The sequence below is a fragment of the Xanthobacter sp. genome, from assembly GCF_041911315.1.
Taxonomy (GTDB): Bacteria; Pseudomonadota; Alphaproteobacteria; order Rhizobiales; family Xanthobacteraceae; genus Xanthobacter; species Xanthobacter aminoxidans.
Map to the genome: position 1 here is coordinate 170,062 of NZ_JAYRPE010000003.1, position 15,836 is coordinate 185,897.

The window sequence follows — 15,836 nt, forward strand, 5'->3', positions numbered from 1 at the left end:
ATCACCTTGAAAGAAATTCGAGCACCAGCGCGTTGAACGCGTTGGCGTGCTCCCACTGGGCCCAGTGCCCGCAATTGCCGAAGATGTGCAGCTCCGACCGCGGAATGCCGGCCAGCAACCGCAGCCCTGCATCCAGCGGCACGAAGCGATCGTTGCGCCCCCAGATGACGAGGGTGGGCGCCGAAATCTCGCCCAGGCGCGGGCCGAAATCGGGGAACTGCTTCGGGTTCGCCTCAAGGCTTTTGACGAAGTTCTCAAGATGGTCGCGGCGCTGGAGCATGTTCTCGAGGCGCGTGCGGTAAAGGTCTTCAGTCAAATCATTGGGATCGAACACGAAGACGGCCATCATCGCCTTCAGATTTTCGATAGTGGGCGCGCGATAGAGCGCGTTGAGGAGCTTGATGCCCTCGGTGGGCATGGGCGCGAAGGGGCTCGCCCCGCCCGTGCCGCCGCCCATCAGAACAAGCCTGCCCACCTTGCCCGGATGGTCGAGGGCGAAGGCGACGGCGCTGTGGCCGCCCATGGAATTGCCGAGGATGTGGATGCGCTCCAGCCCCAGCGCTTCCACCACGCCGGCGAGCACCCGCGCATTGAGGTTGGAGCGCGAGCCGGTGGAAACGATGGTGTCGCTCTTGCTCCAGCCCGGGCAATCCACCAGCAGAACGCGATAGCCCGCCTCTACCAGCGGCGTGATGTTGCGGTTGAAATTGGCCCAGCCCGACGCGCCGGGGCCGGAGCCGTGCAGCATCACCACGGTCTCGCGGGCATTGCCGGGATCGCAGTCGTTGTAGTGGATGGTGAGTTCGCCGCCGGCCTCGGGCACGCGGACGAAGCGGCTGGTGCCGGCTTCCGTGAAGGGTTCGCTCATGCTCAGGATTCCAGGGGGCTGACGCGGCAGAAGGCGCCGTTCACATAGATCAGGGGCTCGCCGCCCGGCGGCTCGGAGGCATCCAGCACCTCGCATAGCAAGGCGTGGTGGGTGCTCTCGTCGAACACCTTCACCACCCGGCAGTCGAAGGTGGCGAGCGCCCCCTCCAGCACGGGTGCGCCGGAGACGCGGGTCTGCCAGGTGCCATGCTCGAAACGGGCGGGGCCGAACACGCCCTCCACCATGCCGGCGAACACCTTGGCGAGGTGCGCCTGCCCCGCGGAAAGCACGTTGATGCACAGGGAGCCGCTGGCGAGGATGCTGTCGGCCGCGGCCACTTTCTTGTTGACCAGAACCACCATGCGGGGCGGATCGACGGTGACGGAACATACCGCCGTGGCGGTGAGCCCGACCTTGGTCTCGCCGTCGCACGTGGTGATGATGGAGACGCCGGAGGCGAGGTGCCGCATGCCGGTGCGGTGGTCATCCGGGCTGGCGGTCGGCAGGTGGCGCAGGGTCTCGCTGGCCGCCCAGTCAAGGCGCTGGTTGATGGTCTGTGTGTTGATGTTCTCTGTCATGGCCGGGCCTCAGGCGCGCACGCCGAAGGGATTGGCGGCCGGCATGGGATTGCCGAGCATCTGGCCGCCGAGGAGGTCGCCGATATTGTCCTGGTTCTGGGTGATGTGGTTGGCACCCACCAGGATATCGCGCAGCTGGCGCTGCATGGGATTGTTGAGCCAGACGCCGCGCGTCGACGTCTTCTTGAAGATCATGTGGGCCGCGTCAAAGCATTCGCCGCCGGTAAACTGGTTGGTGGCGAAGTGGCGCACGCGCACGTCGATGGGCACCAGCTCGCCGCGCTCGGCATAGCTCCACGCCTCGTCGGTGTTATGCAGGATACGGGTTTCCGCCCCCAGGATCTTCGCGGTCGCCTCGCCGAGGCGGGCCTTGATGAAGGGGTCGTTCACCGCCGCGCCGACGGCCTGGTTGAGGTTCTGACGCGGCCGCATGTGCTCGATGTAGAGATCGGCCATGCCGCGGGCCATGCCGACGATGACGGACGACACGGCCGCGTAGAACACGTAGAAGAACGGCATCTTGTAGAGGTTCTCCACGTGGCCGTGGGTCTCCTCGCCATAGGCGGCGATGACATGGCTGCGATAGGCCGGCACGAACGCCTCGCGCACCACTAGCTTCTTGCTGCCGGTGCCGGCGAGACCCACGACGAACCAGTCGTCCACGATCTCGAAATCCGATTTCTGCACCCAGAACGAGCGGAACACCTGCTCGCCATTCTCCAAGACGCGACCGCCGAGGAAGGCGCCGCCCTCGGCATGATCGCAGCCGCTGGAGGTGAGCCACTCGCCCTTGAGCACGTAGCCGCCCTCCACCGCCGTCACGGTGCCGAAGGGGGCGTAGGAGGAGGAGACGAGCCGGGTCGGGTCCTCGCCCCACAATTCATCGCCACAGCGCGGATCGAGCAGGCCCACCTCGAACGGGTGGACGCCGAGCACCATCACGTTCCAGGCGCTGGAGGGGCAGCCGCGGGCGAGCTCCATCAGCACCCGGTTGAGCACGTTGGGGCTCATCTCATAGCCGCCCCAGCGCCGCGGCTGGAGGATGCGGAAGAAGCCGGCATCCTGAAAGGCCTGGATGGTGGCGGCCGGCACCATGCGCGCCTTCTCCACCGCCTCCGCCTGCTCCCGCAGCCAGGGGATCATGGCCGTCGCGCGGGCGACGATCTCGGTCTCGGTGGGGGTGCAGCTCGATCTGTCCAACATGCTGATTCTCCTGGCGTTCCTCGCTGGGGTCGCGTGCACGCTGTCAGCGTGGCCCGGCGCTCATGACGCCGTAGCCGGCGATCCACTCGTTGATCGGGCGGTAGTAGTCGCGGCGGGCGGTGTATCCGTTCCGCGCGGCGGCAAGCGCCGCGAAGGCGGCCACCCAGGTGCGCACCTCGTGGGTGGAGCGGCCGGCCTCCTTCGAGATGTCCTCGATGCTGAAGTCGTCCACGGCATCGAGCTTTCCGCCGAGCAGCAGGTCGATGAAGGCCTGGTCCCATTCCGCGTTGAGCGGCGTCTGGGCGGAGAGGTCCGTGCCGTAGATCTTGCCGGCGGCGATGGTGCGCTCCTGCCGCGCCGCGCGGGCCTCCGGCGTCGGGTTGCGGCCGCAGATGAGGAATTCGCCGATGGCTTCCGGCGCGCCTTCCAGCAGCGGCACCGGCGGCTCATGGGAGAGGCCGCCCGTGCCGACCACGAGCACGCGCTTGTCGAGGGTGGCGATGAACTCGCCCACCACCTCGCCGAGGCGGCGCACGCGCCGATAGGGCGCAAAGGGCGGGGCAACGGAATTGATGATGATGGGAATGACAGGATAGCGGGTCAGGCTGCCGGTCAGCTCCTCGAGCGTCTGCGTGCAGCCGTGGTCCACCTGAAGGCGATGGGACAGGGAGACGTCCACGTCGTGGTCGAGGACGAAGCGGGTCAAGTCGAGCGCGAGATCCCGCGCCACCGAGAGCGGACCATGCAGCGTCATGTAATCGCCGACAGATTCCGCTGCCGTTGCAATGACGAAAGGTGGCATCAGGTCGTAGAAGAGGCCGTTATAGTGGTCCGGCGCGAAGATCACGATCAGCTCGGGGTCGAATGCTTCCACGTCGGCGCGGGCGCGGGCCAGCACGGCATCGACTTCCGCAGTCACCTCGGGCGCGGGATCGTTCAGGCCGCGCAAAGGCGTGTGCGAGAGGCACTTGAGCATGATGGTCATGTTGGCTCCCTCGACCTTGGAAGCTGCGGGCCAACGACAGCGCGCGGCCAGCTCCCCCCTCCAGGTCGTGTTCTTCATTTTGAATGCGTGCACTGTAGGGGCGGCGACGGCGGAGACGGAACGTCAAACCGCTCGGATGTGCACCTGGTGCACATCGTTGATTTCAAATATTATTCCGGGCTATCGCGAAAGCCGGAGGCCGATCGGCGCGGGGCAAAGATCGGGGCGCGGCGGGCCTTTGCGCGTGCAATGCGCCGAACGTTTCGCGCCTGGTCTATGCTGGCGAAAAGGTCGGGAGTGAAACCACATGGCGGAGGCGAGCCGCTACAAGAACGTCCGGGGGCTCAGCCGGGGGCTCGCGCTCCTCAATGTCCTCAACCGCATGGATGGCGGCGCGAACGTCGCGCGCCTCGCCGAGCTGACCAAGCTGCATCGCACCACCGTGCAACGTCTTCTGGAGACGTTGCAGACGGAGGGATATGTCCGGCGCAGCGAGTCCGATGGCCGCTATTGCCTGAACCTTCGAGTGCGCGAGCTCAGCGAAGGCTTTCGCGACGAACACTGGATCTCGGCCCTGGCCTCGCCGCTGCTCGGCGAGTTGCTGCGGGAGGTGGGCTGGCCGACGGACCTGTGCACCTTCGACGTGGACGCCATGGTGGTGCGCGAGACCACCCACCGCTTCAGCAAGCTCTCGTTCCATCGCTCCATGATTGGCCGGCGCCTGCCCCTGCTCCAGACGGCCAGCGGCACGGCCTACCTCGCCTTCTGTCCCGCGGATGAGCGCGAGCGCATCATCGATTTCCTCGCCCGTCAGCCGCGGATGGAATGCCGGCTGGCCCGCGATCGCCCGGCCCTGAACGACCTGCTCGCCCGCGTGGTGCAGCAGGGATATGGCTTCAACCACATGAACTGGACGGAAGAGCCGAAGATGGCCGGGATCGCGGTTCCGATCCGCAGCGCGCAAGGTCTTCTGGGCTGCCTGAGCGTGGTCTACATTGCGTCGGCGATGACGACTGCGGTCGCGGCCTCGCGCTATCTGGACTCGCTGCGCAAGGTGGTCAGATCTCTGGAAGCCGAGACCGTGAAGGCGGATGCCGTCTAGGCGGATTTTGGACGGGAATGCGACAGCCGCCCGCGATCCAAACTGACATCCGGTTTCAGTCTCCGCTGCGTTCCAAGGCCGAACCAAGCGCCTCCAGCAGGGAGCGCGTGGGCGCGATGTCTTCGGCCGGGATGGTGGTCGAAAGCGCCTCGATCCACTTGGCCTGCGCCTTCATCAGCAATCGATAGGCGTCGGCGCCCTGAGGAGTGGGCGCGAGCAGCTTGGCGCGGGCGTGCCGCGGATTGGGATGGTAGGCCGCGAGCCCGAGGCGCACCATTTCATCCGCGAGCCGCTGGACGTTCTGCCGGGTCTGGGAGAGGCGCCGCGCCACGTCGGCAACGGTCGCAGGGTCATGGACGATCACCCCCATCACCTGCCATCGCGCAGCCGTCAGGCCGAAAGGGGCGCTGAGCCTGTTGCCGGCCTCGACAAGCCGGTTGGACATCTGAAGGATGTCCCAGACCAAGCGGCTCAGCTTTTCATTCTTCCTGCGATTCACGGCGGCCTTCCCCAGCACCGATGCAAATTGACAACAGGCTGTCATGTATGCGACTTGACAACATACTGTCAATGAGAACGCAGCCATGACCCCCACCGAACTCGTGAGATCCCTCTATGAGGATTGCCTCAATCCGCGCCGGCTCGATCGCCTGCCGGACTATGTGTCGGACACCTTCATCGGATCGAATGGCGAACAGGGCCCAATCGGGTTCCGGCAGACCGTGGAACGGATGGTTGCAGCCTTTCCCGACCTTCGCTTCGAAATCGAGGATCTGTTCGGGGTTGGTGAAAAGGCATGCGTCCGCTGGCGTTTCGAGGCGGCGCAGCTTGGCCCGCTGTCCGGCTTTCCTCCCACCGGAAAGGTCGCGGCTCAGCAGGGCATTGCAATCTATGAGGCCAACGAGGGCAAGCTCACGCGGGCATGGCTGCAGGTGGATCGACTGGGCGTCCTCATGCAAATCGGGGCGGTGAAGCTCGGATGAGGGTGCAGCGGAGAAGCGGAGGCCCCTTCTACCCCGCCGGCGTCTCCATCCGCGCCCGCAGCGCGCCCGCCAGATGCTCGGCGAACTGGGCGCTGGGGAGCGGCAGGTTGCGGTCGCGCAGCTGGCCCAAGACCAGATCGGCGCTCGGCAGGTCGCGCTCGTCCACCGGACGCACGACGATGCCGGGCGGCATGGCGTCCGGCTCCGCGCCGATCTCGATCTGGAACGAAATCATGCCGGTATGGGCGACGAGGCCGCGCAGCAGCTCGAAGGAATTGGTCTCGGCGGCCACCGACAGCTTCAGCCCCGCGCGGGAGAGCCGCTCCTCGATCATCTGCCGCCCGCCGGTGGAAAACTCCGGCAAGGCGAGGGGATGGCCGGTGCAGTCGGCGAGGCGCAGCTTCGTCTTGCGGGCGAGCGGGTGGTCCGCGTTCATCAGCGCCACCAACCGCTGCGGCAGGGTCATGATCGGCCTCAGGCGTCCAAGAAACGGCGGGCGGAAGACGAGAATGAGGTCCACCACATAATCCACCAGCAGGCCCATGGCCCGCTCGTGGTCCACCACCATCACCTCGAACGTCATCAGCGGATAGCGCTTGCGGAAGGCGCCGATCTGCCGGGGCAGGAAATCGTGCGCCAGCGCCTGGCTGCAGGCGATGCGCACCGTGCCGCGGCGCAGGCCGCGCAAATCCTCGAGCTGCGAGCGCATCCGGTCGGCGTCGTTCAGCTGCTCGCGCACATAGGTGAGGAAGACCTCGCCGGCCGAGGTGAGGCGCACGCCGCGCGCGCGCCGCTCCAGTAGCTTCAGCCCCAGTTCCTCCTCCAGATCCATGATGCGGCGATTGAGGGCGGAGGGCGTGACATTGAGCCGGTCGGCGGCGCCGCGGATGGAGCCGGTGCGCGCCACCTCGTCCATGTAGCGCAGGAATCTGAGGTGCCGCATGCCGTCTCCACCCATCGTAGCCTTTTAGGCTACAGCATGTGGAATAATCGGCAATGGATCGCATCACTGCGTCGTGCCAATGTCATCTCTCAGCAGGAGAGCTCCTCTCCGGCGTGTCGCGAGAACGCTCCTTATGTCCGCGTCCGACCAGCCCCCGCTGAAACGGCCCCCGCTGCGCTTCGCCCGTCCCGTGCCGACGCCCCGGCCGGTGACCATCCCCGGCGCGCCGCAGCCGGCCGAGATCGATCTCGCCCGCACCGCGCTCGTCATCGTGGACATGCAGAACGACTTTCTCGAACCCGACGGCTGGTTTCCCCGCCTCGGTGTCGATCCCTCCCCGCTCCTCGCCATCGTGCCGACCCTTCAGGCTCTGGCAGCGGCGACCCGCGCGGCGGGCCTGCCCGTCATTTTCGTGAACTGGGGCGTGCGGGCGGATCGCGCGGAGCTGTCGGCCCCGCTCCTCGCCAAGGCTTCGGGCGCGGGCACGCGGCCCGTCTATGCCGACCCCTCGGTGGAACGGCGGGGACGCATTCTCGTGGAGGGCGACTGGGGCGCCGCGACCATCGACGCGCTGGCGCCGGAGCCGGGCGACCTCGTGGTGCACAAGCATCGCCTCTCCGGCTTCCACGACAACGAGCTCGACTCCATCCTGCGCAACCGTGGCATCGACACGCTGCTGTTCTCAGGTGTGAACATCGACCGCTGCGTCTTCTCCACGCTCTGCGACGCGAGCTTCCGCGGCTACGGCTGCCTGCTGGTGGAAGACGCCTGCGCCACCGTCTCGCCGGCCTATGTGTCGGACGCCATCCTCTTCCTCGTGCGCCAGCTCTACGGCGTCACGCTTTCGAGCGGCGACCTGATGGCCGCCCTCGCCGACCAGCCTCAACAATAACCAGAGCCAGACGGGACCATCACAATGACACTCCGGATACTCTCGCGACGCCTCGCATGCAGCAAACTTGCGCTTGCCCTTGCCCTCGGCGTCGCCTCCACCGCCGCCGCCGGCCTGCCGGCGCTCGCGGACACCAAGCTGAAGATGGTGCTCAACTGGAAGTATCAGGGCCCGCAGGGCATGTTTTTCCTGGCGCAGGACCGCGGATACTTCAAGGCCGAGGGTCTCGACGTCACCTTCGACCAGGGCAACGGCTCCGGCGCCGCGGTGCCGCTGGTGGCGAACGGCACCTATGACATGGGCTTCGGCGACGTGAACGCGCTCATCGAGCTCGCCGCCAAGAAGCCGGAAGGCGCGCCCGTCGCCGTCTACATCATGTTCAACCAGCCGCCTTTCACCATCGCAGTGAAGGCGGATAGCCCCATCAAGACGCCGAAAGATCTGGAAGGCAAGACGCTCGGCGGCGCGGCCAATGATGGCGCGCTAAAACTCTTCCCGGCCTTCTGCAAGCTGACGAAGATCGACTGCTCCGGCATCAAGATCACCAACATGCAGCCGAACCTGCGCGAGCAGATGCTGATGCAGGGCCAGGTGGACGGGGTGTTCGGCTATGTAAACACCATCCGCTTCTCCGCCAAACTGATCGGCGCCGGTGATGACAAGCTGCGCTACATCAACTTCGGCGACTACGGCATGGACCTTTATTCCAACGGCATCATCGTCTCCGCCGATCTCATCAAGAACAATCCCGAGGCCATCAAGGGCTTCCTGCGCGCCCTCAACAAGGGCGTCATCGACACGCTGAAGGACCCGGACGCAGCGGTGGCCGCCGTGGCCAAGCGCGAGCCCCTCATCAAGATCCCGGTGGAGACGGAGCGCCTCGACGCCACCCTGAAGGCGGAGATGAACCACCCGGAGATCGCCAAGATCGGCCTCGGCAACGTGGACATGAAGCGCCTGCAGGAGTCCATCGACATCCTGGTGGACGCCAACAAGCTGCCCACCACCCCGAAGGCCTCGCAGATTTTCGACCCCGCCTTCCTGCCGCCGGTGGCGGACCTGCCCAAGAAGCTGTTCTGAACCGGCTCTTCTGAACCAGACGTTCCGACGTCCCGACCCGGCGCCGCTCCGATTCACCGATCAAGTTGTTTCAACTTGATCGGATTGCGCTCGAGCGGAGCGGCGCCCGCCCCCTACCCAACGGACCTCCCATGGATCTCAAGCTCAAGGATCGCGTCGCGCTGATCACCGGCCCCGCCAAGGGCATGGGCGCCGCCATCACCCGCGCCTTCGGGGCCGAAGGCTGCCGCCTCGCCCTCATCGGCCGTGACACGGCAGCCATCGCGCCGATCGCCGACGAGGTGCGCGCCGCCGGCGCCGAGGCGCTCGTGATCGCCTGCGACCTGACCGACGCCGACGCCTGCGATGCCGCCGCCGCGCGGACGGTGGAGGCGTTCGGCACGGTGGACATCCTCGTCAACGTGGCCGGCGGCTCCGGCCCCATCGGCAAGACCGGCGTGGAGACGACGCCGGCGGAGTTCGACGAGATCGTCACCCTCAACATGAACGGCTGCTTCCACACCATGCGCGCCGTGCTGCCCACCATGATCGAGCGCCGCTATGGCAAGATCGTCAATGTGGGCGGCACCTTCGGCATGCGCGGGCGGGCCGGCCGCATGGCCTATTCGGCCTCCAAATGGGGCCTGCGCGGCATCACCAAGAGCTTCGCGCTGGAGGTGGGGCCGCACAACATCAACGTGAATTGCGTGGAGCCCGGCATGGTGGACGGCCCGCGCTTTCGCGAGAAGGTCTGCGCCGACATGGCGCGGAAGCTCTCCATCACGCTGGAGGAAGCCATGGCCCGCCACGCGGCGGACTATGCCCTGCGCCGCGTGACCACCGACGAGGACGTGGCCAACGCCTGCCTGTTCCTCGCCAGCGACGTATCCCGCCAGCTCACCGGCATCGACATGCCGGTGGACGGCGGCTGGGCAATGCTCTGAGGAGGATGACATGAACGAACCTGTCGATCTCGTCATCCATGGCGGGCGCATCGTCTCCCCCGAGACGGTCATCGAAGCTTCCATCGCCATCCGCGGCGAGACCATCGTCGCCGTCGGCGCGCCCGATGCCATGCCGGAGGCGAAGGAGACCTTCGACGCCTCGGGCCTTCACATTCTGCCCGGCGCCATCGACGTGCATGTGCACTTCCGCGATCCCGGCTACACCCACAAGGAAGACTTCGAGAGCGGCACCGCCGCCGCGGCCTTCGGTGGTGTGACCACCGTGTTCGACATGCCCAACACCATCCCCACCGTGGCGGACGGGGAGACGCTCAGGGCCAAGCACGCCATCGCCGCCTCCAAGGCGTATGTGGACTACGGCCTCTATGCGGTGCTGGGCGAGGACACCATCGACAAGGTACCGGAGCTGATCGAGGCCGGGATCATCGGCTTCAAGTGCTACATGGGGAACACCTTCGGCCGCATCCCGACGCCCTCCACGGGGGCGATGCTGGAGGCGTTCGAGAGGGTGGCGCCCACCGGCAAGCGCATCTCGCTGCATGCCGAGACCAATTCGGTGATGGAGCGGCGCCAGAAGCGCCTGACCGAGAGTGGCCGCAACGACCCCCTCGCCCATCTCGCCTCCCGCCCCGCCGTGGTGGCGGTGGAGGCCGTGGCCCGCGCCGCCATCCTTGCCGAATGGACCGGGGCGCGCATCCACATCCTGCACATCTCCTCCGCCGCAGAACTCGGCCCGCTGCGCGACGCCAAGGCGCGCGGCGTCGACATCACGGGCGAGACCTGCCCGCACTACCTCATGCTGGGCGAGGCCGACTATGCCCGCTGCCGCGGCATCATCCGCGTCAACCCGCCGGTGCGGGAGAGCGTGAACAACGAACCGCTCTGGGCCGGCCTTCTCGACGGCACCATCGACATGATCGCCACCGACCACGCCCCACACACGCCGGAGGAGAAGACCCGCGCCGACATCTGGAGCGTGGATTGCGGCTTCCCCGGCGTGGAGACGCAGATGCCGCTCATGCTCACCGAGGTCGCGGCCGGCCGCTACGACATCCGCGACTATGTGCGCTGGAGCGCGATGAACCCGGCGAAGGTGTGGGGGCTCTACCCGAAGAAGGGCGCCATCCTGCCCGGCGCCGACGCGGACCTCGCCTTCGTGGACCTCGACCACGCCTGGACGCTGCGCGACGCCGATCTCCAGTCCCGCTCCAAGATTTCCCCGTGGGACGGACGGGGCGTGGTCGGCCTGCCGCGCCATACGATGGTGCGCGGGCGGTTCGTGATGAAGGATCGCGCGCTGGTGGCGGACACGAAGGGGCATGGCCGCTCGGTCCACGCCATCCAGCAGATGCCGGAGGCGAAGCCGCTGCATACCGATGAAACCCTGGCGGCCGTCATCGCCCACCGGCCGGAGGCGGCGGCATGAACGAGGATGCCCCTCCCTTCGTCCACCTCCAGGACGTGCGCCTCACCTACGGCCACGGCGAGCGCACCGTGGAGGCGCTCGGCACCACCAATCTCAAGGTGGGCAAGGGCGATTTCGTCGCCCTCGTCGGCCCCTCCGGCTGCGGCAAGTCCACCATCCTCAAGCTGGTGACGGGGCTCATCCCCGCCTCGGCCGGCTGGGTGTTCGTCGCGCAGCGCGAAGTGGGCGCGGAGCCGGTGCGGGTGGGCATGGCCTTCCAGAACCCGACCCTGCTGCCGTGGCTCACCATCCGGCAGAACGTGATGCTGCCGCTGAAGATCGTGCCGCCCTTCCGCCAGCAGTACCGCGCCAAGAAGAAGACCGAGTTCCGCGACCGCGCCGATGCCCTGCTGGAGCAGGTGGGCCTCGCGGGCTTCGGCGACAAGTTTCCCTGGCAGCTCTCCGGCGGCATGCTCCAGCGCGCCTCGCTCTGCCGGGCCCTGATCCACGACCCCCAGCTCCTGATGCTGGACGAGCCGTTCGGCGCCCTCGACCAGTTCACCCGCGAGGAATTGTGGGCCATCCTGCAGGACCTGTGGCTGACGCGCCGCCCGACCGTGCTGCTCGTCACCCATGATCTCAAGGAAGCCGGCTATCTCGCCAATCGCGTCTGCGTCATGCGCGCCCGGCCGGGGCGGATTGTCGAGGACTGCGCGGTGGATTTCGTTCGCCCGCGCACCATCGAGATGACCTACGAGCCGGGCTTCGTCTCTCTCACCCAGCGCCTGCGCGAGCTGATCGTCTCCGCCCGCGCGCCCGACGCCGCAGTGGAGAGCGCCGCATGACCTACGCCCTGCGCCGCCGCCTCAATTCCGCAGCCGTCATCATCGGCTTCTTCGTCGTCTGGGAACTCGCCTGCGTGATCTTCCACATCAAGGAGATCGTCCTGCCGCGGCCCAGCCAGGTGTTCGAAACGCTCTGGCTCCAGGCTCCCGCCATCTGGCCGCACACGGTGCAGACGCTCTACACCACGCTGGTGGGTTTCGCCCTCGGCATCGTCTCCGGCGTGCTGCTGGGCGTTCTCATCGGCTCCTCGCGCCTCGCCTATGACACGGGCTATCCGCTGCTGATCGGCTTTTCCTCCATCCCGAAGGTGGCGGTGGTCCCGATCTTCGTCCTGTGGTTCGGGGCGGGCACGGTGCCGGCCGTGCTCACCGCCATGATCATGAGCCTCTTCCCCATCGTCGTGAACGTCGCCACCGGCCTTGCCACCACGGAGCCGGAGCTGGAGGACGTGATGAAGGCGCTCCGCGCCACCAAGCTCGACATCCTGTTCAATGTCGGCCTGCCCCGCGCCATGCCCTATTTCTTCGCCTCCCTGAAGGTATCGGTGACGCTCGCCTTCGTCGGAACGGTGATCGCCGAGACGGTGGCCTCGAACCAGGGCATCGGCAACCTCATGATGATCGCCTCTTCCTCCTTCGACGTGCCCCTCGTCTTCGCCGGGCTGCTCGTGCTGGCGCTGCTGGGCGTCGGCCTCTACGCCATCTTCTCCCTCATCGAAGGGCGGGTGATCGGCTGGGCGCGGCGCAAGGACGGGGCGGACTTCGCCTGAGACACGCGCCATGCCCACTGCCAAGGTCCATCGCATCCCCACGGCGAGCCCCGACGACGTGTCCGGTCTTGCCGCCGCCATCGCCTCCGGCGCCATCGCGCCCAAGGGCATCCTCGCCATCTTCGGCAAGACCGAGGGCAACGGCTGCGTCAACGACTTCTCCCGCGGCTTCGCTGTCTCCGCCTTGCAGGCGCTCCTGCGCTCTCATCTCGGCGGCGCGGCGGATGAGGTGTGCCTCGTCATGTCGGGCGGCACCGAGGGCGGGATGTCGCCCCACCTGCTGGTCTTCGAGGTGACCGAGGCCGATGCGAACGACGCCTTCCCTGCCCTCGCCGTCGGCCGCGCGCATACGCCGGACCTTCCCTCCGAGCATCTCGGTCGAATGGGGCAGGTGCGCTCGGTCGCCGAAGGCGTGCGACGGGCCATGGAAGCCGCCGGCATCAAAGACGCCGGCGATGTCCATTTCGTACAGGTGAAGTGCCCGCTTCTCACGGCCGCCCGCGTGCGCGAGGCCGAGGAGCGGGGCGCGACCACGGCGACCTCCGACACGTTGAAATCCATGGGCCTCTCGCGCGGCGCCAGTGCGCTCGGCATCGCGCTGGCGCTTGGCGAGGTGGCCGAGGATGCGCTTTCCGACGCTGCCATCTGCGCCGACTACGGCCTGTGGTCCGGCCGCGCCAGTTGCTCGAGCGGCATCGAACTGCTGGGGCACGAGATCGTCGTGCTCGGCATGTCGAGGAGCTGGAGCGGCCCGCGCGTCATCGCTCATGCAGTGATGGCAGATGCCATAGATGTCGCGCCGGTGCGCGAAGCAATCGACAGTCTCGGAGGCGCGCCGGGCGAAGCCACCATCGTACTCGCCAAGGCCGAGGCGAGCCGCAGCGGCCTTATCCGTGGCAAGCGCCACACCATGCTGGACGACAGCGACATCTCCTCCACCCGCCACGCCCGCGCCTTCGTCGCCGGCGCCCTGGCCGGCGTGGTCGGCCACACGGAGATTTATGTCTCCGGCGGCGCCGAACATCAGGGACCGGATGGTGGCGGCCCGGTGGCCATCATCGGCGCGCGTATGGCGGCAGAAGGCAGGTAGTTCGCCTGCTTTCATCTCGGCCCAGCAAGCACCCCTGCCATGGAACGAGCGCCGGCCTTCCCACGTGTGGCGCCTCTCCAGTGCCCGGCTCTGCCGGACTGAAGAATGCCGCGCTAGAGCGATGCGGCGCGCAACCGCGTCTGCCAGAGGGCGCGACGCTTCTTGAGTTCGTCGTCCCGGTCGAGATCGGGGAAGTCGTCCCGGAGCCGGTCAAGTTCCTCATATCGGAATTCGGAGGCACCATGCGCCCGCCACGCGGCTTGCAGCGCCCCGTTGGCGTGCCTGCCGATGCCCAGTTCGAACCAGATCCTGTTCTTGTGCGTGTCTACGGTGGGGCTGGTGCCGACCCACACCTCCCCCGTCGCAGTGCAGATGATCGCATAGACCCCGAATGCGGGCTTGCGTTGCCGATAGGCCGCGACGGCCGCCTTGCGCTCCTGCCTGTCCATGACGCCTCCATATTTACCCGGATGATATAGATTGATTTTTCATCCGGGTAAATAAGGGCATCGCACGGAGACCTCGCCGTTCGACCGCTGGCGGCCCCCACCCGCCCTGCAGGCAGGTGCGGACCAGGACCCACGCTCAGGCGTACTGGGCCACGCCGTTGCCGAGCGACCAATTCTCCTTCTTCACCTCGATGAGGTTGACGAAGACATCCTCGGGCCGAAGGCCGGGGCTCTCGCTGAGATAGAGGGCGATGCGCCGGAACATCTCCTTCTTCTGCTCCACCGTGCGGGTGTCGTTCGCGGCGATCTGGATGAACACCACATCTTCAGTACGCGAGATGCCCATGTAGGAAGGGTCGAACCGGAAGTTCTCGGCCGAATGCTCGGTGATGGTCATGAACTGGTTGTCGCGCGGCACATTGAACGTCTCCTGCATTGCGCGCGCGAGACTGTCGAAGATCGCCCGGCGATAGGTTTCCGGCTTGCCGGCCCTGAGGGAGATGTGCGTGAGAGGCATGTGCGGCTCCTTCCCGTTGATCGATGTCGAAACAATAGGAATGGCCGCTTCTTTTTGGTACGCTATCGCAGTTCATATCTGAGATAGCATTTTGATATGATTGATCCGCCACTCGACCTCGATTCGGTCCGGACCTTCGTTCACATCGCGGAGCTGGAAAGCTTCACGAGGGCAGCGGAAGCCATGGGCACGAGCCAGGCGGCCGTCAGTCTCAAGCTGAAGCGGCTCGAAGGGCGCCTCGGATGCCGCCTGTTCGACCGCACCCCGCGCTACGTCCAATTGTCGCCCCGCGGCGCGAGCTTTCTCGACCAGGCGCGCGCCTTGCTCGAACTGCACGACCGGACGCTGGCCTCCCTCTCGGAACAGCGCCGGCGGCTCACCATCGGAATCAGCGATCATGTCGCCGGCCCCGAGCTTCCGGCCCTGATCGCGCGCATGAACAGCCAGGATCCGCAGCTTGTGATCGAGATCCGGATCGGGTCGTCGGCCGATCTCCTGCAGCAGTTCGACCGGCGGGAGATCGACAGCGCGCTCATTCGCCTCAGGTCCGATCGGGACGATGGCAACCTGATCGCCGAAGAACAGTTCGGCTGGTTCGCCGCTCCCGGCTGGCAGCACCGCCCGGACGAGCCGCTGCCGATTGCCACGATGGCCGAGCCGTGCGGCGTGCGCGCGCTGGCCTGTCGGCTTCTGGACGATGCCGGGGTGAACTGGCGGGAGATTTTTGTTGGCGGCGGAGTGATGGCGGTGGCGGCGGCGGTGATGGCGGGCCTGGGAGTGGCGGCGCTGTCGCCGCGGATGGTCCCCTTCGGCTCGATGGAGGTGAGCCGGCGGCTCGGTCTTCCGCCCCTGCCCCGTCAGCCGATCATGCTGCACAGCCGGGTGAAGGACGGCCCCTCACGCGAGGCGCTTGCAGCGTTGGCGGCCGCCTTCCGGGGCGCGGCCCGGGGGTGAATCCGTGCCGTGGCGTCCATATGTCATCGACTTGCGAGACAAAGATTATCGTCCGGCGCCGATCTCGGATCTTGATCTTGCGTGCGCACGCAAAAACCCCCGTCAGGAGATCTGACGGGGGTTTTTGAGATAGTGATAGGGCATATTGCACATGTGCTTTGCAGGCCTGGCAGCGACCTACTCTCCCGCGTCTTGAGACGAAGTACCATTGGCGCTGAGGAGTTTAAC

The 15,836-nt window shown here is 66.7% G+C and carries 18 protein-coding genes; 10 read left to right on the plus strand and 8 right to left on the minus strand.

Going from position 1 to position 15,836, the window contains the following annotated elements; genetic code table 11:
* Window position 1 precedes the first annotated feature (1 nt).
* The 4 genes from ACE3QW_RS01535 to ACE3QW_RS01550 are packed head-to-tail and all read right to left on the minus strand — an operon-like array spanning window position 2 to window position 3,634.
* Window positions 2–868 (minus strand): alpha/beta fold hydrolase, encoded by an 867-nt coding sequence (locus ACE3QW_RS01535; RefSeq protein WP_374250166.1) that lies wholly within the window; start codon window positions 866–868, stop codon window positions 2–4.
* 2 nt (window positions 869–870) lie between these two features.
* Window positions 871–1,446 carry a flavin reductase family protein gene (locus tag ACE3QW_RS01540; RefSeq protein WP_374250167.1) on the minus strand — a complete coding sequence of 192 codons (576 nt, stop codon included), beginning with the start codon at window positions 1,444–1,446 and terminating at the stop codon, window positions 871–873.
* Between the two features lie 9 nt (window positions 1,447–1,455).
* Window positions 1,456–2,649: an acyl-CoA dehydrogenase family protein gene (locus ACE3QW_RS01545; protein ID WP_374250168.1), complete on the minus strand. Its 1,194-nt coding sequence runs from the start codon at window positions 2,647–2,649 to the stop codon at window positions 1,456–1,458.
* Window positions 2,650–2,692: 43 nt separating this feature from the next.
* On the minus strand, window positions 2,693–3,634 hold the full coding sequence (locus tag ACE3QW_RS01550; RefSeq protein WP_374250170.1) for a 3-carboxyethylcatechol 2,3-dioxygenase: 942 nt from the start codon (window positions 3,632–3,634) through the stop codon (window positions 2,693–2,695).
* Window positions 3,635–3,941: 307 nt separating this feature from the next.
* Between ACE3QW_RS01550 and ACE3QW_RS01555 the strand changes: the two genes are divergently transcribed.
* The gene (locus tag ACE3QW_RS01555; RefSeq protein WP_374250171.1) at window positions 3,942–4,736 is read left to right on the plus strand and encodes a DNA-binding transcriptional regulator; all 795 of its coding nucleotides are present in this window, start codon (window positions 3,942–3,944) and stop codon (window positions 4,734–4,736) included.
* Window positions 4,737–4,791: 55 nt separating this feature from the next.
* On the opposite strand, the gene ACE3QW_RS01560 is transcribed toward ACE3QW_RS01555, so the two are convergent.
* A complete protein-coding gene (locus ACE3QW_RS01560; protein ID WP_374250172.1) occupies window positions 4,792–5,235 on the minus strand; it encodes a MarR family winged helix-turn-helix transcriptional regulator in 444 nt (147 codons plus the stop codon).
* Window positions 5,236–5,320: 85 nt separating this feature from the next.
* Between ACE3QW_RS01560 and ACE3QW_RS01565 the strand changes: the two genes are divergently transcribed.
* Window positions 5,321–5,719 (plus strand): ester cyclase, encoded by a 399-nt coding sequence (locus tag ACE3QW_RS01565; RefSeq protein WP_374250173.1) that lies wholly within the window; start codon window positions 5,321–5,323, stop codon window positions 5,717–5,719.
* Between the two features lie 28 nt (window positions 5,720–5,747).
* Here the strand turns inward: ACE3QW_RS01565 and ACE3QW_RS01570 are convergent, their stop codons facing one another.
* Window positions 5,748–6,662, minus strand: coding sequence for a LysR family transcriptional regulator (locus ACE3QW_RS01570; RefSeq protein WP_374250174.1), 915 nt, complete (start codon window positions 6,660–6,662; stop codon window positions 5,748–5,750).
* Between the two features lie 133 nt (window positions 6,663–6,795).
* Between ACE3QW_RS01570 and ACE3QW_RS01575 the strand changes: the two genes are divergently transcribed.
* From ACE3QW_RS01575 to ACE3QW_RS01605, 7 genes are all read left to right on the plus strand, one after another.
* A complete protein-coding gene (locus ACE3QW_RS01575) occupies window positions 6,796–7,554 on the plus strand; it encodes a cysteine hydrolase family protein (RefSeq protein WP_374250175.1) in 759 nt (252 codons plus the stop codon).
* 24 nt (window positions 7,555–7,578) lie between these two features.
* The gene (locus ACE3QW_RS01580; RefSeq protein ID WP_374250176.1) at window positions 7,579–8,634 is read left to right on the plus strand and encodes an ABC transporter substrate-binding protein; all 1,056 of its coding nucleotides are present in this window, start codon (window positions 7,579–7,581) and stop codon (window positions 8,632–8,634) included.
* Between the two features lie 131 nt (window positions 8,635–8,765).
* The gene (locus tag ACE3QW_RS01585; protein WP_374250177.1) at window positions 8,766–9,557 is read left to right on the plus strand and encodes an SDR family NAD(P)-dependent oxidoreductase; all 792 of its coding nucleotides are present in this window, start codon (window positions 8,766–8,768) and stop codon (window positions 9,555–9,557) included.
* 10 nt (window positions 9,558–9,567) lie between these two features.
* Complete coding sequence (gene allB / locus ACE3QW_RS01590) at window positions 9,568–11,004, plus strand: allantoinase AllB (protein ID WP_374250178.1); 1,437 nt, start codon at window positions 9,568–9,570, stop codon at window positions 11,002–11,004.
* Entirely contained in the window at window positions 11,001–11,828 is an 828-nt protein-coding gene (locus tag ACE3QW_RS01595) for an ABC transporter ATP-binding protein (protein WP_024280821.1), read from the plus strand. Before allB ends, ACE3QW_RS01595 begins: the two co-directional genes overlap by 4 nt.
* Window positions 11,825–12,598 (plus strand): ABC transporter permease, encoded by a 774-nt coding sequence (locus tag ACE3QW_RS01600; protein ID WP_024280822.1) that lies wholly within the window; start codon window positions 11,825–11,827, stop codon window positions 12,596–12,598. The genes ACE3QW_RS01595 and ACE3QW_RS01600 overlap by 4 nt, the downstream gene beginning before the upstream one ends.
* A gap of 10 nt (window positions 12,599–12,608) precedes the next feature.
* The gene (locus ACE3QW_RS01605) at window positions 12,609–13,688 is read left to right on the plus strand and encodes a ring-opening amidohydrolase (RefSeq protein ID WP_029555724.1); all 1,080 of its coding nucleotides are present in this window, start codon (window positions 12,609–12,611) and stop codon (window positions 13,686–13,688) included.
* A 113-nt stretch (window positions 13,689–13,801) separates the two neighbouring features.
* Here ACE3QW_RS01605 and ACE3QW_RS01610 read toward each other — a convergent pair whose 3' ends face one another.
* Window positions 13,802–14,137, minus strand: a complete 336-nt coding sequence (locus tag ACE3QW_RS01610; RefSeq protein WP_374250179.1) for a GIY-YIG nuclease family protein — start codon at window positions 14,135–14,137, stop codon at window positions 13,802–13,804.
* 136 nt (window positions 14,138–14,273) lie between these two features.
* The gene (locus ACE3QW_RS01615) at window positions 14,274–14,654 is read right to left on the minus strand and encodes a tautomerase family protein (protein WP_029555726.1); all 381 of its coding nucleotides are present in this window, start codon (window positions 14,652–14,654) and stop codon (window positions 14,274–14,276) included.
* 96 nt (window positions 14,655–14,750) lie between these two features.
* Between ACE3QW_RS01615 and ACE3QW_RS01620 the strand changes: the two genes are divergently transcribed.
* On the plus strand, window positions 14,751–15,608 hold the full coding sequence (locus ACE3QW_RS01620; RefSeq protein ID WP_374250180.1) for a LysR family transcriptional regulator: 858 nt from the start codon (window positions 14,751–14,753) through the stop codon (window positions 15,606–15,608).
* Window positions 15,609–15,836 lie beyond the last annotated feature (228 nt).